Consider the following 14,350-nt stretch of genomic DNA (forward strand, 5'->3'; position numbering starts at 1 on the left):
GGAGGATAAACACCCGTCGGACGCGTACCGCTCAGAACACGCCGGGGAACAGCACGTAGCTGAACAGCAGGGCGAGCAGCCCCGAGAAGGCCGCGTAGTACGCGAGCGGGATGAGTTCGAGGCGGATGACGCGACCCTCCTCGCCGACGAGACCGACGACCGCGAGCGCGGCGACGACGTTGTGGACGGCGATGAGGTTGCCGATTGCGCCGCCGACGGCCTGTGCGCCCAACAGAATGGTGTGTGGTGCGCCGATTTCGCTGGCAACACCGTACTGGAAGGTGCCAAAGAGGATGTCGCTCACCGTGTTCGACCCCGCGAGGAACGCCCCGAGCGCGCCGACCAGCGGTGCGAGGAACGGATACGCCGCGCCGGTGACGTCCGCCATCGTGTTCGAGAGCACGATGAGCATACTGCTACCACTGATTGCCTCGCCCGATTGGAGCATGATTTGGACGGTTGCGACCGCAAACAGCAGCGCCACGACCGCGGGAGCGACCTTTTCGGCGGTCTCGGTCCATGCGTCCTTCACTTCTCGACTACTCATTCCGTGCAACGGGATGGTCAGCAGGTGGATGAACACGAACACCGCCCCCGGCAGGTAGAGCACCTGAATGCTCTCGCCGAGACCCGTCCCGAGAATGTCCGTCCATTCGAGAACGAGCGTGCTCGTCAGGACGTTCGCCAGCGGGTCCCACGCGCGCGTCAGGACCAACAACACCGCGAGGACGACGTAGGGTGTCCACGCCAGCGACAGCGACATCGACCGAACCGCTCCCCCGTCGGCAGCGACTGTCGGACTCTCGTCGGTCGATTCGCCGGGTTCGATGTCGCCGACCCAGTGGTCCGGCCACGCCGACCGGGGAGCGAACTCCCACTTCTCGTCGGGATGGAAAAAGCCAGCGCGGAGCGCGCCCACAGTCACGAACAGGCCGACCATCGCCCCGAGGAGGGCGGGAAACTCCGGGCCGAGAAAGGTCGCGGTCAGCCAGTACGGCACGGAAAAGGCGGCCCACGCGAACAGCGTGAGCGGGAGGACTTCGAGTGCGGGTCGAATCGAGCGCTCCTCGCCGAAAAAGCGCGTCATCATCGCCACGCCGACGAACGGGAGCATGACGCCAACGATGACGTGGAAGGTCGCAGCCCACATGGCGATTTCGTTGACCCACGCCGCGATGCTCGCAAAGCCCGCTTCGCCGGTGACCTGTGACTGGATGCGGTTCACGCTTCCGAAGATGTCTATCATGCCGATGATGAGCGGCGTACCGACCGCACCGAAGGTGATGGCCATGAGGTTGCCAGTCAGAGCGACGACCACGGCGGCCATCGGCGGGAAGCCCAGCCCCACCAGTAGTGGGCCGATGATAGCCGCGGGCGTGCCGAATCCGGCGGCCCCCTCGATGAACGACCCCATGAGGAACACGAGCAAGACGACCTGTACGCGGCGGTCCTCGCTGACCGCGGCGAACCCCTGGCTGATGACTGCGAACGCACCGGACTCGCGCAGGGTGTAGAGCAACAGGATGGCTCCGAAGACGATCCAGAGGATGTTCGTCGCGGTGATGAACCCGACGATGCTCGCGGCGGCGAGCCACTGGACGTTCATTCCCCAGTAGACGCCGGCCCCGATGGCGACCAGCCACGCGACCGGCATCGCGCGCGTCGCCGGCCAGTAGAGACCGACCATCAGGACGGTGATGGCCACGAGCGGTGAAATCGCAACCAGCAGTTCGACGAGGCTAGCCATCCCAGCCCACCGTCCGACCGAGGGGCGATTCGCCCCCGATACTGTGCGAGTCGCCGCTCAAAACCCCCGATGGCATGTCCATGAGTGACATCCGCAGTCCGGAACCCGGATACATAAATGCCAGTATAGATGAGTAAACATAACTAACGACAATTATCGTGTAGAATGGTATCGAGTTCCGCGGAGTGCAACGACCACGAAAGACCGATATGCATCACTTCCGAACTGCCGATGATGAGTGAAGTTCTCACGGCGTTCGAGTCGTCGCTCGACGGGCTGGACGTCGGGGTGACGGAAACGAGCAGCGATGGTTTTCACGACGCGCTTGCGGACGCACTCCGCGAGCCGGCCGTCGGAACCCCACTCGGATACGACGGCGTTTCGCTCGACGATACGGAAGTCATGCTTGACCCGACGCCGGGCGACCTCGAATCGGCGCGGACGGGCGTTACCCCGGCTGGGATGGGTGTCGCCTCCTACGGAACCCTCGCGCTCGAATCGGATGCGGCGGGCACGGAGCCGGTGAGCCTCTATCCCGACCGCCACGTGGCCGTCCTCCGCGAGTGCGACCTCCAACCCGGAATGGACGGGGCGTTCGGGTGGCTTTCCGAGGAGTTCGCCGCCGGACGGGACAGTTACGTGTTCGCTACCGGTGCGAGCGCGACCGCCGACATGGGCGAGATGGTCGAAGGCGTTCACGGACCGGCCGAGGTCCACGTCATCGTGCTCGAACGATGAGCGCCGACACCAGACGCGAGAAGGCCGAGCACATCCGCCATCTCCTCGAAACCGAGGGCAAAAACGTCAATCGGAACGCGAGCCACTTCAACGAACAGCACTACGAGGCAATCGAGGAGTTCGACGAGTACGAGGAGCTCCGGACGACGGTGCGGGAGATCAAGGAAGACGCCATCGAGCGATTGCCCGAACTCATCGAGACAGTCGAAGAGAGCGTCGAAGCCAACGGCGGGAACGTCTATCTCGCCGACGACGCGGCCGACGCAAACCGGTATATCGAGGAGGTAGCGGGCGATGCCGAGACACTCGTGAAGTCGAAGTCGATGACCACCGAGGAGATCGAGGTCAACGACTCGCTCGAACGGTCGGGTGTCGAGGTCTTCGAGACCGACCTCGGCGAGTTCGTGCTGCAAGTCGCAGACGAGAGTCCCTCACACATCGTCGGCCCGTCGATTCACAAGTCCCGCGAGGGTATCGCCGAGCTGTTCAACGAGCACTTCGACCCAGAGGAGCCGCTGGAGAGCGCCGAGGAACTCACCGAGTTCGCCCGCGATTACCTCGGCGAGCGGATTCGGGATGCCGATGTCGGAATGACCGGCGCGAACTTCGTGGTCGCCGACAGCGGGACCATCACGCTCGTCACCAACGAGGGTAACGCCCGCAAATCGGCTGTCACACCCGACACGCACGTCGCCGTTGCCGGGGTGGAGAAACTGATTCCTACCCTCTCGGACCTCCAGCCGTTCGTCGAACTCATCGCGCGCTCGGCCACCGGTCAGCCGATCACCCAGTACGTCACGATGCTGTCTCCTCCCGTCGAGACGCCGACGCTGGAGTTCGACGAGCCCGACGCACCACTATCGGAATCCGACGGCGAGCGCGAGTTCCATCTCGTGTTGCTCGACAACGGCCGGACGGCGATGCGCGAGGACGACCAACTCCGGGAGACGCTGTACTGCATCCGGTGTGGCGCGTGTGCGAACTCCTGTGCGAACTTCCAGCACGTCGGCGGCCACGCCTTCGGCGGCGAGACCTACTCGGGAGGCATCGCCACCGGCTGGGAGGCTGGCGTTCACGGCCAAGAGAGTGCTGCCGAGTTCAACGACCTCTGTACTGGGTGTTCGCGCTGTGTGAACAACTGTCCGGTGAAGATCGACATCCCGTGGATAAACGAGGTCGTCAGGGACCGCATCAATCACGACGATGCCACCGAGTTCGACTTCCTCGTCGAGGGGCTGACGCCCGACGAGGAACCGGGTGGGATGGACCTCCAGAAGCGATTCTTTGGCAACTACGCCGACCTGGCGAAGGTCGGAAGCGCCACCGCACCGCTATCGAACTGGATTGCGGGGACCGCACCCGCGCGCAAACTCATGGAGCGCTTCGTCGGCATCGACCGCCGGCGCGACCTGCCGAAGTTCCGGCGCGAAACCCTCCGGAAGTGGTTCGAATCGCGCGGCGGGTCGCGGGTGTCGTCCGCTGACGCCGACCGTGAGGCGGTGCTCTATCCCGACGCCTACACGAATCACGTCCAAGTCGAGCGCGGGAAAGCCGCCGTCCGCGTGCTGGAAGCGCTCGACGTGGCAGTGCGCATCCCCGCAGTCGCATCGAGTGGGCGCGCACCGCTCTCACAGGGGATGCTCGCGACCGCCGAGGGCCACGCCCACGACGTCTACGCCGACCTCGCCGAGCACATCGACGCCGACCGGGATGTGGTGGTCATCGAACCCTCGGACCTCGCGATGTTCGCCGGCGAGTACGAGAAGTTCCTGCCCGACCAGTCGGCCGAACGCCTCGATTCCAATAGCTACGAACTCATGGAATACGTCTATGGCTGCCTCGAAAACGGGGCCGATGGCGAGAAACTGCCGGCAGGTGACGACGAGCGGGTGGCCTACCACAGCCACTGCCAGCAGCGGACCCTCGGACTCGAAGCCCACACCGTGGCCGTCCTCGAAGACCGCGGCTACGACGTGCTCACCTCCGAGACCGAATGCTGCGGGATGGCCGGCTCGTTCGGCTACAAGCGCGAATACTACGAGTTGAGCATGGACGTCGGCAGCGAACTCGAAGCCCAGTTCCGGGCCAAGGAGGCGCGCGACCGCACGGTGGTCGCGAGCGGCACCTCCTGTCTCGAACAGCTGGATTCGTTGTTGGAGCGGCCGAGTCGGCATCCGGTGCAGTTGCTCGATCCCACAATAAATTGACATTCTAGTATTGCTTTTTTATATGTTTCTGGAGACGAGTTGCTTTTTCATCGACTTCTTTTGCTTTGTTTCGGAATTCGTTCTCTGAGTAATCACTCACATGGCCGCCACCAGTTATGATGCCTCCCCTTCTTGACTGTACTGGCGGCTTTGTAGCCGTAATTCCACTACTTAGCAGTTCTTCACAGGAATTCACAAAATCATTCATCAGGCGCGCAGTGGTATCATCAACGTCTCTGTGAGGTTTCTCTAATCGCGTTTCCAGCTCTCTTGCTACCTCATTCACACAATCGGCAAACATCTCTCGTTTTGATATTTCGACGAAATCGTTCTCTTCGTAGTTGTATGTGATTCGGTGTGCCTGTTTTCTCATTTCGTCCAGCCATCCAGCCAACCCGGAGTCCACTGATTCGAATCGAGATCGGTAGAATTCTCGCAGAGTTGCGCCACCAAGATAATCCGTTGTGGAGCCTACTCGCATCGGAATGCAGGGCTTGTTGTTTCCTGTATCGAATGTGTGTAGCAGCCCCTGATGGTCAACACTCATTCCAACGACAACCGATTCATTGTGTTCGACTTTTCTCACCTCTATCGGAAGTACCGGATCGACTTGCGAACTAATTGTCTGGCTGATGCTCTCCTCGAACTGTGAGTAGTTATCGATGTTTTGAATTTCTTCAATCGCTCCGCTACTTTCCTGCACACCATACAAGAGTTTCCCACCATCGTCATTCGCCAGCGCTACCAAATCCTTCACTATGCTCGTGTTGTCCGCTCTCTTGTCTTTGTATTCTATTTTATCAGATTCATTGAGTTCGCGTTCGAGTATTTCCTCAAAATTCATTAGTGTGGAGTAGTGGGTTGTATTATTTGTATCTTCGGCTGCTCGACATTCGATTGCTGCTATATTCATGCGACATTAGTCGTCAAGAGCAGCTGTGGCTACCGAAACGAGTTCGCAGAAGTGCCCGGGGTGGGTTCTATACCCGACCTTTAGGTGCTCACGGATAAACTCCTGCGTATGGCACAAGATGCCGCCGACGCCGTCGAGCGCCTTCGCGAGCGTCTCGACGAATCCGACGACATCGGTGAGGCCGACGCCGATGTCCTCCGCCAGTTCTCCGACCGCATCTACGTCCTCGGCCCCTCGAAGTACACCGACGAACGGCACAAGTTCCACCTCATGCGACTGGTGAAGGTCGCCGAAGTCGTCTCCGACGGCGACACGCTCGCCGACGCTCTCGCCGACCGGGACGCCGCCGAACAGCTCGTTTCGTGGGTGAACCGCACCTACGACAACCCCGAGACGAACCGTGGCTATCGGATGGCGCTGCGGATGTTCGGCGAACACGCGACCGACGGCGAGGGCAAGCCCGACTCGCTCTCGTGGATCCCGACCACCTACCCGTCGACGTACGACCCGTCGCCGGACCCCGCCGAGATGCTGCGCTTCGACGACGTCTCTGCGATGGTTGATGCCGCACAGAACTTCCGGGATGCAGCGCTCGCGATGATCGCCTTCGACCTCGGTCCGCGGGCCGGTGAGCTGTTCGCGCTCGAACGCGGGAACATCACCGACCACGATTACGGGCTTCAGGTCACGCTGAACGGCAAGACTGGCCGACGCTCGCCCGTCCTCGTGCCGTCGGTCCCGCACGTCAACCGGTGGCTCGACGTCCATCCGTCGGACAGCTCCGACGCGCCGTTGTGGACGCGGCTCAACAGCACCGACTCGATCTCGAACAACCGGGTACGCGACGCGTTGAAGGCGCTCGCCGACCGCGCCGGCATCGACAAACCGGTGACGCCGACGAACTTCCGCAAATCGAGCGCCTCGCACCTCGCTTCGGAGGGCGTCTCGCAGGCCCACCTCGAAGCCCATCACGGGTGGACACGCGGGTCGAAGGTCGCGGCGCGCTACGTGGCGGTCTTCGGTGAGGCGTCCGACCGGGAGATCGCCCGCGCGCACGGACTGGATGTCTCGGCCGACGAGTCCGACCCGATTGCGCCGTTGGAGTGCCCGCGCTGCGGGAGGAACTCGCCGCGCGACGAGCCGGCCTGCGTGTGGTGCGGACAGGCCCTGTCCCAGTCGGGACTCGAAACCGTTCGCGAACAGAACGCGGCGGTTCGAAGCGACACCGCCGACGCGACCGGTGACCGCGCTGATGCGCTCGCGGAACTCGGTGACCTCTTCGACCGCTACCCGTTCCTCCGCGAGGCGGCCGGCGACTGACGAGTTCGGTATAGCGGTATTTTCTTTATACATCCACATCCTCCGCGGCATCGAGGATGTTCTGGGCCATCCGCGCACTCTCGTCATTGCCCTCGGCGACCGCCTCGAACACGTCGCGATGTTCGTCGACGACCTCGGCGATCTCGGCGACACTCTCGCGCTCGACGGTCTGGCTCATCGCTGCACCTCACAGTCGTTGCACACCGCGCGGTCGGTCGCACTCACGTCCATGCCGCAGGTGCCGCACTTCCTACCGGCCATCAACGCCTCGGCGTAGCGGCCGGTGCTCTCGATGGCCAGCCAGCCGACGACGAGCGCCGCGAGTGTGAACACCCACAGCGCGAGGGCCACGGCGACCAGTTCGAGGACGGTCATGCCGACCCCCACGTCTTGCCGCCGAGGTTCTTCGCGGCGCGTGCGTCGACGCCGAACACCTCGCCGGCGTGCTCGGGACAGAGCGCTCGGATCTCGCCGTCGACGCGCACGCGGAGGGCGATGCCCTTCGAACAGGTGCCGGCCTTGCACTGCTGGGATTCTTTCATGTCCTCGCGCGCGAGGTCGCGGAACAGTGGCGCAGGGGCGACCGAACGGCGGGCCGGACTCACGGCCCATCACCGTCCTGTTCGCGACCGGCCAGATGTGCGCCGAGCGTCCCGTACCCGCAAATATCGACGTGGTGGTCATGGTCGGGATGGCCTGACGCGATGCGACAGAGTTTGAGCGCGACCATCATGTCGGCGACCTCGTGGGGTTTCACGTCGCGGTCGCCGAGATATGCCGACCACATCGTAGCGATGCGGCCGAAGTTGTCCTCCGGTTCGCCGTGGCTGCCGTCGCGCCCGCCAACGGTCTCTTTCGCGCCGTCAAGGGCGTCAGTCCGCCCGACGGAATCACTCTCGTCCGCTGTTTGCCCGTGGGCCCTTTTGGCGATTGCCCGCAACTTCTCGTGCGCGTCGTCATCGGTGGTGTCGGTATCCGCCGCCGCCTGCTCGTCGAGCTGCTGCATCCGCTCGCCGAGGTCGTGGACGGCCATCGAGCGCGTCTCGCCCGTTCCAACGACCGTCTGTCCGTGGTAGCGCGTCCGAATCCGAATGCTGTCGCCGCGCTGCTGTTCGTAGATACCGCCGACGGCACCGTACAGCCCGTCGGTCATGGCGAATCACCGTCCGGGCCACCGAGCGCCATGACGAGTGTCGCCATTTCGTCTTTGGTGAACTGGCCTGCTTTGTCGCTCTCCATGCCGTCGAACGACAGCCCGGCCAGCCCACAGATCTCCTTGCGCAGCTCGGCGGTCGTGTTCGCTTCGGCGAGGACGAACGCCTTCGCCTCGAAGGGCCAGTCGTCGAACTCGTCGGGAACGTCGAGGCCACTGCTCATGCACTCTCACCGTCCCGGTGGACGTAGACTCGGACACCACGCTGGCCGATTTCGGCGTGGGCGTCGACGGCGTCGCCGCGCCCTTCGAACACGCCGATGGCCTCGGGTGGGAGTGGTTCGCCGTCGGTCGCGCGAATCTCCGCCGCCGACGTGACTTCGGCACCGCAGCGCGGACAGTAGTTAGCTCCGAGGTCCGTCATCGGAACCGCCCCATCGTCTGCTTTCGGCGGGCTTGCTCCCAGTGCTCGGTCCAGACCTTGTTCGCGACCTGCTGGCCGGTAATGTAGCCGGCGAGCAAGCCGGTCACAAGCGCGAGCAGGGTTTCGAACCGCGTCATCGTACGATACCTCTCGAATCGGTATGCCTATCGGCATTCGTCGCTAATCGGTTCATGGGACTGATAGTGCAGTCTCCCGTGGGCGATGATCCGCTCTCGGCACGATCTGGCCGGCCGCGAGCGGCGATGCCCGCGTTTGATCCTGTGAACGGCATCAATCCGCCTCGGCTGGTTCCGGCGATTGGCCGCGCCGCCGGTCGAGATACTCCTCAAGCGCTTCTTCCCACCACCACTCCGGCAGGTCCTCGGCAAAGGCGTCGGCTTTCTCCTCAGTAACGAGGCGCATCCGACCAGCGCCGCGGAACCACTGCGCCCGTGACGTGGTACTCTCCCGCCGATCATCGACCCTATCGACGTAATCTTCATCGGCAGAGATGCTGATTCGGCGCATACTCTATCGTAGGCCGGTAGTCACTTAGTCATTGCGGTGGTGAATATGACCATCTCCGACTACCCGTCTCGTCTGGCAAAGTATTATAGTGCCTCGTGACTAACTTAGTCATATGGCCCGGCCAACATTCAGCATCAACGACGAGGATCTCGACGAACTCGACGACCTCATCTTCGAGAAAAAGGTCGAAGGAGACCTCCCGCGCGATGCGACGCGCAGCGAAGTCCTGCGAGAGCTGGCGCTGGATTGGATCGAGAGCCAGGGTGGCGAAGTACAGGGAAATACGAGCGCCGAATCCGCCACGGCTAATTAATTCTCACAGTCTAGCCCAAGGGCCTGTTCGTAGTTTCGCAACCCATATCGGAGACATTGCCTCACCACTTCGTTTGAGGCTTCGCCGAACGACCACGCGAGGTCGGCAGCGCGTTCGGCAGTCTGTTCATCAACCTCGATAGCGATGTCGTCGGCTTCGTCGTCCATGCTGTTGCCTTCTCCTGGTGCTGTATTAGTTGCTGCCGTGTCCTTTCCACTTTTCCAGTTCTCGCCTGATTCAACGCTTTCGCGCGTGTGATTTCGTGCCACGACTTATGAATACAGGCCCGCAATAAAGATAATGGCCGTAGCGGCAGCACGGCCCGCGTTCTAGCTGGATTCGGCTCTATTCGGATCCATTTTCGCCCCCGTTCGCTTCGAGAGCGGCCAGCCCCGCCTCGATGACGCGCTCGTAGGCTTCTTGGGCCGTCAGCCCGTGCTTTTCGCCGTAGTCTTTGACGCGGCCGTTGAGCGTGTGCGAGATGTCGATGTCGGGGCGCATTGTGACGCGCGAGCGTTTCGTCTCATGCGACAAGTCAATTGAGTTTACGTCTCGCCATTTTGTCTTTTTGGCGTACTGTCGTTTCGTCATGCCGTCAGGTTCGTGGCGCTGTGTCGGCTACTCTCCATCCCATGAGCAGTCCCGAAGCGAAAGAAGGGAACGGCGGCCATGTCTCAATCTCCGACCAGCACAAAGAGTGGCTGATGGAGGAGTTTCCGGCGCTCTCGGTGACGGAAGCGCTGCGGATGTCCTCGTTGCGCGGCATCGAGGCCGCCCAGTCCTCGCGGCGCTGTGGGTGTGGGTGCGACGGCTGTGGGTGAGTGTCGCCCTGAGAACATCGGAAACGGTGGGGTGCTCTCGCTGGGCCTTATGTACACAATCGGCCTTTCTGGAAGGCCAGATGTTACACAAGGCGCGAAAAGAGAAGTGCCGTTGCTCCTTGCGCGCGGAGTCAGCCCGACCGGAACCGGTGCTTGGTGTCGCCGTACGGACACTCGATGACGGCCATCGCCTCGCCGTTCGCGAGCTGGCGTTCGCCCTCGCGCACTGGCTCGCCGCAAAACTGGCAGGTGCGTTCGGTGCCGCACTCCTCGCACCAGATACTCTCGTCGCTGTTCTCCTCGCCACAGTCGGGACAGTTCCATGTCATTGGTAGGTTCGTCCGTCAGATTGTGCAGTCCTCATCGGTACTGCGACCAACTGATTTCGCGGAAAAAGCTATCCAACTCGGCTCGGTCGTCATCAGTCACATCATCGAATCCGATGATGTGGGTCCCGCAGTCGGGGCAGGTCCCGAGCGCATCAACGTCATCTGGCGGTGGTGAGTAATACATCCACAGCCGCTCCAAATCACACCCGATGCACCGGACACGCTCGTCGGCAGGTGGCCGTTCAATCCCTTCGGGGTCTATACCATCACTCATCGTCGTAGAGCCTCCCATCGAGCCGATGTCGGGGCTTCCGAGATTTCACGACCACACCGATGCGCTCGAACTCGCTCAGAACGTCCTCCTCGTACATGAGGTCGCGTTCGGTGTGGGTGTCGCACTGAATCTCATATCTCAACTCATCACGATCTACATTAGTCAGCCGGGCAGTGACGTGCCACAGCTTTCCCGACTTGATATGCCGAATCACCTCGTGCCTGTCGATAACGAACTGACGGTTCTCGTCTGACTCTGTTGCGTCGGTCATCGGTATGCTGGTATCTGGTATCCGCAGTGGTTGCATGGCAACCCTGCTTCGAGAGTGCCATTATAGCAGTTCGAGCACACGCTGTATCCGCCGTATCCCATAAGCGTCGGCTGCTCTCGTGGACAATGCGGCCCCTGCACAGTAGCTCCCGGAGAGCTATCACTCGCCATCGCGGGGGTCCTCCTGTAGCTCGTACAGCGCGGTACTCTCGTGGATGCGGCGAATCGCATCGCCAGCCCGGAGTACGTCGAGCCGGTTCGCAATGGTGTTCCGGTGTAAGCCTGTCTCGTCGGTGATGTACCCCTTCGTTCGCGCGCCTTCGGAAAGCACGTCGAGAACCGCTCGGTCTGTCTCTGTTAGGTTGTTTTCATCTGTCCACTCTGGCAACCATACATGTTCTTTCTTGTGGCAATCATGACAGAGCGTGGTTAGGTTTTCAGGGTCGTCACTGCCGCCCTTTTTCACTGGTGTCTTGTGGTGAACGTGGAGTTCTGCACTGTTGTTCGGAGTGGCACCACACTCCACACACCGTGCTTGGTCGCGCGTTATGATTGTTTGACGGAGATGATGCCACTCAGCGGTGGCTGTTCGCGGGACATCACTCGCCATCTTCTTGCTCCTCTATCAGCCGCCAAATGACATCCTCGTAGCTCTCTCCCCGTCCCTTTCGAGAGTAGAGTTCGTCTGCGAGTTCGTTCGTCACGCTGATACTGGTTCGGTCGGCCATTGTGGCCGCTTTTGGCTCCGGTGCCATATACTCCTATACCATCCCACAGCCCATAGTTCTATCGTTCTATAGATGCATAGGTTTATAGTCACCCGGTTCTACGGTCTAAACAGGAAGCAGGAACGCTCGGAGAACGATTCCGGGCCGGTGCTTGGAACACCGACCCTGCTTCTGAAGGGACAGAAGCAATGTCAACTACGACTCCCGCCGTTGAAAACGGCACCGACCGACGTATCGAATCGGGACGCCTCGAAAAGGCGCTCTCGCAGGACATGGCCATCGACGTCGTCGCACCCGCGATGTACGACGTCCACCACGACGACGCGATCTACACGGTCGACGTCGAGGGCGGCGCGTGCCAGTGTAAGGACCACCAGTACCGCGGCGGCGAGTACGTGTGCAAACACGTCATCAAAGCCTGTGTTCGTCACGCCTTCGTTGCCGAGAGCAATACGCAGCTCGTTGCGCGCGTTCTGTCGGCAGTTCGCGATCAGGGCTGTATCCACGGCGAGACTGGGTGTGCGGGGCCGACACAGTTGGGAGAGCGCGGGTATCCCTGTCCCGGCTGTGTTCATGCGAGTGGGGCGGGCGAGTGGGTAGTCTGGCAGCGCCTCGTTAACGGCGACACGCCCGCGGACGCACCGGTCGCCATGACCGACGGCGGTGTCGAGACCGCGACGGACTTCCGAGGCAACGAGCGCCGTGCGACCTGCCGCGAGTGCGGCGACCGCCTCCTACAGGGAAGCATCGACATCGGCGAAGAGGTGTGTATCCCGTGCTCCGTCCGCGGCGGTGGGAGCCGATGAGAAACCGCGCGCAGCGCTGCCCCGACTGCGGCAGGGAACTCGGCGCACTCATCGAGCGCTGTGGCTGGTGTGGGTGGGATAACCGGGGTGGCCGATGACCGAGTTCGCGAACACAGTCGTCTGTCCGAACTGCGGCAAGGAGCAAGACCCTCGCGACCGACGGCGAAGGGGGATGTTTGAGAGCGGGTATTGTGGCATCTTGTGCGCGATGGAGGATGGCGGGCAATGACCGACTCGAAACTCGCCATCGAGCGCGCGGTCGAAGGCGTCGAACTCCCGATGGACCAGCCCATCGTCTGCGATGACTGTCACGCACGGCTTCGCGAAGGCCAGCCGATCACGGTCGCCGCGAACCAACACGACGGCGAGGTCTGGCGTATTGGCGAACTGTGGTGTGCGGTCTGTGCGCCCCGGCCGTCCGAGAACGACGCCGACCAGCTCGTCGAGGGCGACGTCGGTATCGTCTCAGACGTCCGAGAGCAGGCTCACTATCCCGTTCTCGTCCGCGCGACCGTCGTCGAGGAGCTGGTGCGCGCATGATGCTTGTTGCGGGCATCCTCACGATGTGGGTCCTGATGGCTATCGTGGCTGCTGGGGCTGTGTGGGCAACTAGCTGGCACCGAGAGCGCACCCTGCGGAGTGAACGATGACCGACGAGTGCGATCCGATCATCGATGCCGACGGCGAGTGGCCCGAAACCCAGACCAACGACGACGAATCCGACTGCGACGACATCATCGTCGCGGGCGAACCTCGCCCGACCGACCTCTCGGGGTGGGCCGAGTGATGGCGGCCGTCTCTGAGGACACGCCGACCGAGCCGTGCCCGATCAGCGAGGGCGACCGCTTTCGCGAAGGACGCTCGGTCCTGGAGGTCGTCGAGATCGTCGAGCACGCCCACGGAGCGGACTGCCGCATCGAGAGCACCCACCCGACGCTCGGCACGGAACGCTACCGGCGTCCGCTGCGCGATGTCCGGCGGCGCGTCCGGCGCGGCTGCTGGGATCGCACCGACCGCTAACTGACTGCTGCTCTCCGTTCCATCATGTACGCTACAACAGACTGCGCACGCATCGCTATCGAAACCGACGACGTCCAGGAAGGTCGCGATGACTGACCGGCCGGGCGTTCGGCACACCTATCAGGACGCGCTCGGCGAGCGGGACTTCCAGCTACTCCTCGAGGGCGCGACACTGCTCGACGAGCGCTACCGACTCGAAACGCGGTTCATCTTGCTACTCGGCGGCCGGCTCGGGATGCGCGCCGGCGAGATCTGCCATATGCACGAGAAGTGGGTCGACTGGGATCGCCAGATGATCAACATCCCGCACTATCGCGATTGTGACTGTGGCTACTGTAGGGAGCAAGCAAAACAGAAGGTCGAATGGAGCGACCTCAGTCTCGAAACGGCGATGAAAGAGCGATGGATGCCGAAGACGGACGCCGCTTCGAGGCCGATCCCGTACGGCTTCTCGCCGCGCGTCGAGCTCGTCATCGAGCGCTTTTTCGAGCGTTTCGATGAGTTTCCGTATAGCCGAAAGACAGTGAACCGCCGTGTGAACAAAGCGGCGGAGAACGCGAAGGGCATCGATCCCGAGACAACCTACCCGCACTGCCTACGCTCGACAGCGGCAACGTACCATGCGAGCAGGGGCCTTGAGCCGATGAATCTCCAGGCGCTGATGGGGTGGAGCGACATCAGGACATCGCAGAAATACGTCCGGCTCACTGGCGAGCATACTGCCCGCGCGCTGCGGCACATTCATAACCGTTAGCGTCG

The 14,350-nt window shown here is 62.2% G+C and carries 27 protein-coding genes and 1 pseudogene; 10 read left to right on the plus strand and 18 right to left on the minus strand.

All coding sequences use genetic code 11. The features are described from left to right. Positions 1 to 31: 31 nt before the first annotated feature. A complete protein-coding gene (locus ACQUQO_RS00215; protein WP_435075921.1) occupies positions 32 to 1,747 on the minus strand; it encodes an L-lactate permease in 1,716 nt (571 codons plus the stop codon). 234 nt (positions 1,748 to 1,981) lie between these two features. On the opposite strand from ACQUQO_RS00215, the gene ACQUQO_RS00220 reads away from it, so the two are divergent. Together ACQUQO_RS00220 and ACQUQO_RS00225 are read left to right on the plus strand one after the other, a co-directional pair. Continuing rightward, positions 1,982 to 2,485 (plus strand): LUD domain-containing protein, encoded by a 504-nt coding sequence (locus ACQUQO_RS00220; protein ID WP_435075922.1) that lies wholly within the window; start codon positions 1,982 to 1,984, stop codon positions 2,483 to 2,485. Continuing rightward, positions 2,482 to 4,692, plus strand: a complete 2,211-nt coding sequence (locus ACQUQO_RS00225) for an LUD domain-containing protein (protein WP_435075923.1) — start codon at positions 2,482 to 2,484, stop codon at positions 4,690 to 4,692. The genes ACQUQO_RS00220 and ACQUQO_RS00225 overlap by 4 nt, the downstream gene beginning before the upstream one ends. A 4-nt stretch (positions 4,693 to 4,696) precedes the next feature. Here the strand turns inward: ACQUQO_RS00225 and ACQUQO_RS00230 are convergent, their stop codons facing one another. Further along, positions 4,697 to 5,536: an AlbA family DNA-binding domain-containing protein gene (locus tag ACQUQO_RS00230; RefSeq protein WP_435075924.1), complete on the minus strand. Its 840-nt coding sequence runs from the start codon at positions 5,534 to 5,536 to the stop codon at positions 4,697 to 4,699. 177 nt (positions 5,537 to 5,713) lie between these two features. On the opposite strand from ACQUQO_RS00230, the gene ACQUQO_RS00235 reads away from it, so the two are divergent. Continuing rightward, entirely contained in the window at positions 5,714 to 6,925 is a 1,212-nt protein-coding gene (locus ACQUQO_RS00235; RefSeq protein ID WP_435075925.1) for a tyrosine-type recombinase/integrase, read from the plus strand. A 25-nt stretch (positions 6,926 to 6,950) separates the two neighbouring features. Here the strand turns inward: ACQUQO_RS00235 and ACQUQO_RS00240 are convergent, their stop codons facing one another. The 8 genes from ACQUQO_RS00240 to ACQUQO_RS00275 all read right to left on the minus strand — a co-directional run bounded on the left by ACQUQO_RS00240 (position 6,951) and on the right by ACQUQO_RS00275 (position 9,030). Then, on the minus strand, positions 6,951 to 7,103 hold the full coding sequence (locus ACQUQO_RS00240) for a hypothetical protein (RefSeq protein ID WP_435075926.1): 153 nt from the start codon (positions 7,101 to 7,103) through the stop codon (positions 6,951 to 6,953). Beyond that, the gene (locus ACQUQO_RS00245; RefSeq protein WP_435075927.1) at positions 7,100 to 7,300 is read right to left on the minus strand and encodes a hypothetical protein; all 201 of its coding nucleotides are present in this window, start codon (positions 7,298 to 7,300) and stop codon (positions 7,100 to 7,102) included. Before ACQUQO_RS00245 ends, ACQUQO_RS00240 begins: the two co-directional genes overlap by 4 nt. After that, the gene (locus tag ACQUQO_RS00250; protein ID WP_435075928.1) at positions 7,297 to 7,530 is read right to left on the minus strand and encodes a hypothetical protein; all 234 of its coding nucleotides are present in this window, start codon (positions 7,528 to 7,530) and stop codon (positions 7,297 to 7,299) included. The genes ACQUQO_RS00245 and ACQUQO_RS00250 overlap by 4 nt, the downstream gene beginning before the upstream one ends. Then, the gene (locus ACQUQO_RS00255; RefSeq protein ID WP_435075929.1) at positions 7,527 to 8,078 is read right to left on the minus strand and encodes a DUF6378 domain-containing protein; all 552 of its coding nucleotides are present in this window, start codon (positions 8,076 to 8,078) and stop codon (positions 7,527 to 7,529) included. The genes ACQUQO_RS00250 and ACQUQO_RS00255 overlap by 4 nt, the downstream gene beginning before the upstream one ends. After that, a complete protein-coding gene (locus ACQUQO_RS00260; RefSeq protein WP_435075930.1) occupies positions 8,075 to 8,302 on the minus strand; it encodes a hypothetical protein in 228 nt (75 codons plus the stop codon). Before ACQUQO_RS00260 ends, ACQUQO_RS00255 begins: the two co-directional genes overlap by 4 nt. Next, entirely contained in the window at positions 8,299 to 8,502 is a 204-nt protein-coding gene (locus tag ACQUQO_RS00265; RefSeq protein ID WP_435075931.1) for a hypothetical protein, read from the minus strand. The genes ACQUQO_RS00260 and ACQUQO_RS00265 overlap by 4 nt, the downstream gene beginning before the upstream one ends. Beyond that, a complete protein-coding gene (locus tag ACQUQO_RS00270; protein ID WP_435075932.1) occupies positions 8,499 to 8,639 on the minus strand; it encodes a hypothetical protein in 141 nt (46 codons plus the stop codon). The genes ACQUQO_RS00265 and ACQUQO_RS00270 overlap by 4 nt, the downstream gene beginning before the upstream one ends. 154 nt (positions 8,640 to 8,793) lie before the next feature. Beyond that, entirely contained in the window at positions 8,794 to 9,030 is a 237-nt protein-coding gene (locus tag ACQUQO_RS00275) for a hypothetical protein (protein WP_435075933.1), read from the minus strand. 112 nt (positions 9,031 to 9,142) lie between these two features. Here ACQUQO_RS00275 and ACQUQO_RS00280 point away from each other — a divergent pair, with 112 nt between their 5' ends. Next, the gene (locus ACQUQO_RS00280) at positions 9,143 to 9,343 is read left to right on the plus strand and encodes a CopG family ribbon-helix-helix protein (RefSeq protein WP_435075934.1); all 201 of its coding nucleotides are present in this window, start codon (positions 9,143 to 9,145) and stop codon (positions 9,341 to 9,343) included. Here ACQUQO_RS00280 and ACQUQO_RS00285 read toward each other — a convergent pair. Further along, on the minus strand, positions 9,340 to 9,510 hold the full coding sequence (locus tag ACQUQO_RS00285; protein ID WP_435075935.1) for a hypothetical protein: 171 nt from the start codon (positions 9,508 to 9,510) through the stop codon (positions 9,340 to 9,342). The two genes, ACQUQO_RS00280 and ACQUQO_RS00285, sit on opposite strands and share 4 nt — an antisense overlap. 178 nt (positions 9,511 to 9,688) lie before the next feature. Next, positions 9,689 to 9,844, minus strand: coding sequence for a hypothetical protein (locus tag ACQUQO_RS00290; protein WP_435075936.1), 156 nt, complete (start codon positions 9,842 to 9,844; stop codon positions 9,689 to 9,691). Between the two features lie 131 nt (positions 9,845 to 9,975). Here ACQUQO_RS00290 and ACQUQO_RS00295 point away from each other — a divergent pair, with 131 nt between their 5' ends. Then, the gene (locus ACQUQO_RS00295; protein WP_435075937.1) at positions 9,976 to 10,164 is read left to right on the plus strand and encodes a hypothetical protein; all 189 of its coding nucleotides are present in this window, start codon (positions 9,976 to 9,978) and stop codon (positions 10,162 to 10,164) included. Positions 10,165 to 10,295: 131 nt separating this feature from the next. Here the strand turns inward: ACQUQO_RS00295 and ACQUQO_RS00300 are convergent, their stop codons facing one another. The 6 genes and pseudogenes from ACQUQO_RS00300 to ACQUQO_RS00325 form a co-directional block, all read right to left on the minus strand. Then, positions 10,296 to 10,493, minus strand: a complete 198-nt coding sequence (locus ACQUQO_RS00300; RefSeq protein WP_435075938.1) for a double zinc ribbon domain-containing protein — start codon at positions 10,491 to 10,493, stop codon at positions 10,296 to 10,298. A gap of 31 nt (positions 10,494 to 10,524) precedes the next feature. Next, the gene (locus ACQUQO_RS00305; RefSeq protein ID WP_435075939.1) at positions 10,525 to 10,767 is read right to left on the minus strand and encodes a hypothetical protein; all 243 of its coding nucleotides are present in this window, start codon (positions 10,765 to 10,767) and stop codon (positions 10,525 to 10,527) included. Then, on the minus strand, positions 10,760 to 11,038 hold the full coding sequence (locus ACQUQO_RS00310; RefSeq protein WP_435075940.1) for a hypothetical protein: 279 nt from the start codon (positions 11,036 to 11,038) through the stop codon (positions 10,760 to 10,762). The genes ACQUQO_RS00305 and ACQUQO_RS00310 overlap by 8 nt, the downstream gene beginning before the upstream one ends. Before the next feature lie 159 nt (positions 11,039 to 11,197). Beyond that, positions 11,198 to 11,368 carry a hypothetical protein gene (locus ACQUQO_RS00315; RefSeq protein WP_435076204.1) on the minus strand — a complete coding sequence of 57 codons (171 nt, stop codon included), beginning with the start codon at positions 11,366 to 11,368 and terminating at the stop codon, positions 11,198 to 11,200. 75 nt (positions 11,369 to 11,443) lie between these two features. Further along, positions 11,444 to 11,647 (minus strand): annotated as a pseudogene (locus tag ACQUQO_RS00320) (HNH endonuclease); the annotation flags it as partial. Further along, positions 11,637 to 11,765, minus strand: a complete 129-nt coding sequence (locus ACQUQO_RS00325) for an antitoxin VapB family protein (RefSeq protein ID WP_435075941.1) — start codon at positions 11,763 to 11,765, stop codon at positions 11,637 to 11,639. The gene ACQUQO_RS00325 and the pseudogene ACQUQO_RS00320, both read right to left, overlap by 11 nt. Before the next feature lie 188 nt (positions 11,766 to 11,953). Here ACQUQO_RS00325 and ACQUQO_RS00330 point away from each other — a divergent pair, with 188 nt between their 5' ends. The 5 genes from ACQUQO_RS00330 (at position 11,954) to ACQUQO_RS00350 (ending at position 14,345) form a co-directional block, all read left to right on the plus strand. Next, entirely contained in the window at positions 11,954 to 12,571 is a 618-nt protein-coding gene (locus ACQUQO_RS00330; protein ID WP_435075942.1) for a hypothetical protein, read from the plus strand. 225 nt (positions 12,572 to 12,796) lie between these two features. Continuing rightward, on the plus strand, positions 12,797 to 13,111 hold the full coding sequence (locus ACQUQO_RS00335) for a hypothetical protein (RefSeq protein ID WP_435075943.1): 315 nt from the start codon (positions 12,797 to 12,799) through the stop codon (positions 13,109 to 13,111). A gap of 106 nt (positions 13,112 to 13,217) precedes the next feature. Continuing rightward, the gene (locus tag ACQUQO_RS00340) at positions 13,218 to 13,358 is read left to right on the plus strand and encodes a hypothetical protein (protein ID WP_435075944.1); all 141 of its coding nucleotides are present in this window, start codon (positions 13,218 to 13,220) and stop codon (positions 13,356 to 13,358) included. Further along, positions 13,358 to 13,591 (plus strand): hypothetical protein, encoded by a 234-nt coding sequence (locus ACQUQO_RS00345; protein WP_435075945.1) that lies wholly within the window; start codon positions 13,358 to 13,360, stop codon positions 13,589 to 13,591. Before ACQUQO_RS00340 ends, ACQUQO_RS00345 begins: the two co-directional genes overlap by 1 nt. A gap of 88 nt (positions 13,592 to 13,679) precedes the next feature. Then, positions 13,680 to 14,345 (plus strand): tyrosine-type recombinase/integrase, encoded by a 666-nt coding sequence (locus tag ACQUQO_RS00350; RefSeq protein ID WP_435075946.1) that lies wholly within the window; start codon positions 13,680 to 13,682, stop codon positions 14,343 to 14,345. The last annotated feature ends 5 nt before the right edge of the window (positions 14,346 to 14,350 follow it).

The sequence above is a fragment of the Halococcus sp. AFM35 genome (genome assembly GCF_051195015.1).
Lineage (GTDB): Archaea > Halobacteriota > Halobacteria > Halobacteriales > Halococcaceae > Halococcus.

Coding starts and splice junctions, on each gene's coding strand:
- ACQUQO_RS00230 (WP_435075924.1), bottom strand. CDS start 5,536: ATGAATTTTGAGGAAATACTCGAACGCGAACTCAATGAATCTGATAAA.
- ACQUQO_RS00235 (WP_435075925.1), top strand. CDS start 5,714: ATGGCACAAGATGCCGCCGACGCCGTCGAGCGCCTTCGCGAGCGTCTC.
- ACQUQO_RS00215 (WP_435075921.1), bottom strand. CDS start 1,747: ATGGCTAGCCTCGTCGAACTGCTGGTTGCGATTTCACCGCTCGTGGCC.
- ACQUQO_RS00270 (WP_435075932.1), bottom strand. CDS start 8,639: ATGACGCGGTTCGAAACCCTGCTCGCGCTTGTGACCGGCTTGCTCGCC.
- ACQUQO_RS00340 (WP_435075944.1), top strand. CDS start 13,218: ATGACCGACGAGTGCGATCCGATCATCGATGCCGACGGCGAGTGGCCC.
- ACQUQO_RS00280 (WP_435075934.1), top strand. CDS start 9,143: ATGGCCCGGCCAACATTCAGCATCAACGACGAGGATCTCGACGAACTC.
- ACQUQO_RS00350 (WP_435075946.1), top strand. CDS start 13,680: ATGACTGACCGGCCGGGCGTTCGGCACACCTATCAGGACGCGCTCGGC.
- ACQUQO_RS00300 (WP_435075938.1), bottom strand. CDS start 10,493: ATGACATGGAACTGTCCCGACTGTGGCGAGGAGAACAGCGACGAGAGT.
- ACQUQO_RS00260 (WP_435075930.1), bottom strand. CDS start 8,302: ATGAGCAGTGGCCTCGACGTTCCCGACGAGTTCGACGACTGGCCCTTC.
- ACQUQO_RS00290 (WP_435075936.1), bottom strand. CDS start 9,844: ATGCGCCCCGACATCGACATCTCGCACACGCTCAACGGCCGCGTCAAA.
- ACQUQO_RS00285 (WP_435075935.1), bottom strand. CDS start 9,510: ATGGACGACGAAGCCGACGACATCGCTATCGAGGTTGATGAACAGACT.
- ACQUQO_RS00265 (WP_435075931.1), bottom strand. CDS start 8,502: ATGACGGACCTCGGAGCTAACTACTGTCCGCGCTGCGGTGCCGAAGTC.
- ACQUQO_RS00345 (WP_435075945.1), top strand. CDS start 13,358: ATGGCGGCCGTCTCTGAGGACACGCCGACCGAGCCGTGCCCGATCAGC.
- ACQUQO_RS00225 (WP_435075923.1), top strand. CDS start 2,482: ATGAGCGCCGACACCAGACGCGAGAAGGCCGAGCACATCCGCCATCTC.
- ACQUQO_RS00305 (WP_435075939.1), bottom strand. CDS start 10,767: ATGAGTGATGGTATAGACCCCGAAGGGATTGAACGGCCACCTGCCGAC.
- ACQUQO_RS00220 (WP_435075922.1), top strand. CDS start 1,982: ATGAGTGAAGTTCTCACGGCGTTCGAGTCGTCGCTCGACGGGCTGGAC.
- ACQUQO_RS00245 (WP_435075927.1), bottom strand. CDS start 7,300: ATGACCGTCCTCGAACTGGTCGCCGTGGCCCTCGCGCTGTGGGTGTTC.
- ACQUQO_RS00330 (WP_435075942.1), top strand. CDS start 11,954: ATGTCAACTACGACTCCCGCCGTTGAAAACGGCACCGACCGACGTATC.
- ACQUQO_RS00335 (WP_435075943.1), top strand. CDS start 12,797: ATGACCGACTCGAAACTCGCCATCGAGCGCGCGGTCGAAGGCGTCGAA.
- ACQUQO_RS00240 (WP_435075926.1), bottom strand. CDS start 7,103: ATGAGCCAGACCGTCGAGCGCGAGAGTGTCGCCGAGATCGCCGAGGTC.
- ACQUQO_RS00295 (WP_435075937.1), top strand. CDS start 9,976: ATGAGCAGTCCCGAAGCGAAAGAAGGGAACGGCGGCCATGTCTCAATC.
- ACQUQO_RS00255 (WP_435075929.1), bottom strand. CDS start 8,078: ATGACCGACGGGCTGTACGGTGCCGTCGGCGGTATCTACGAACAGCAG.
- ACQUQO_RS00310 (WP_435075940.1), bottom strand. CDS start 11,038: ATGACCGACGCAACAGAGTCAGACGAGAACCGTCAGTTCGTTATCGAC.
- ACQUQO_RS00325 (WP_435075941.1), bottom strand. CDS start 11,765: ATGGCCGACCGAACCAGTATCAGCGTGACGAACGAACTCGCAGACGAA.
- ACQUQO_RS00275 (WP_435075933.1), bottom strand. CDS start 9,030: ATGCGCCGAATCAGCATCTCTGCCGATGAAGATTACGTCGATAGGGTC.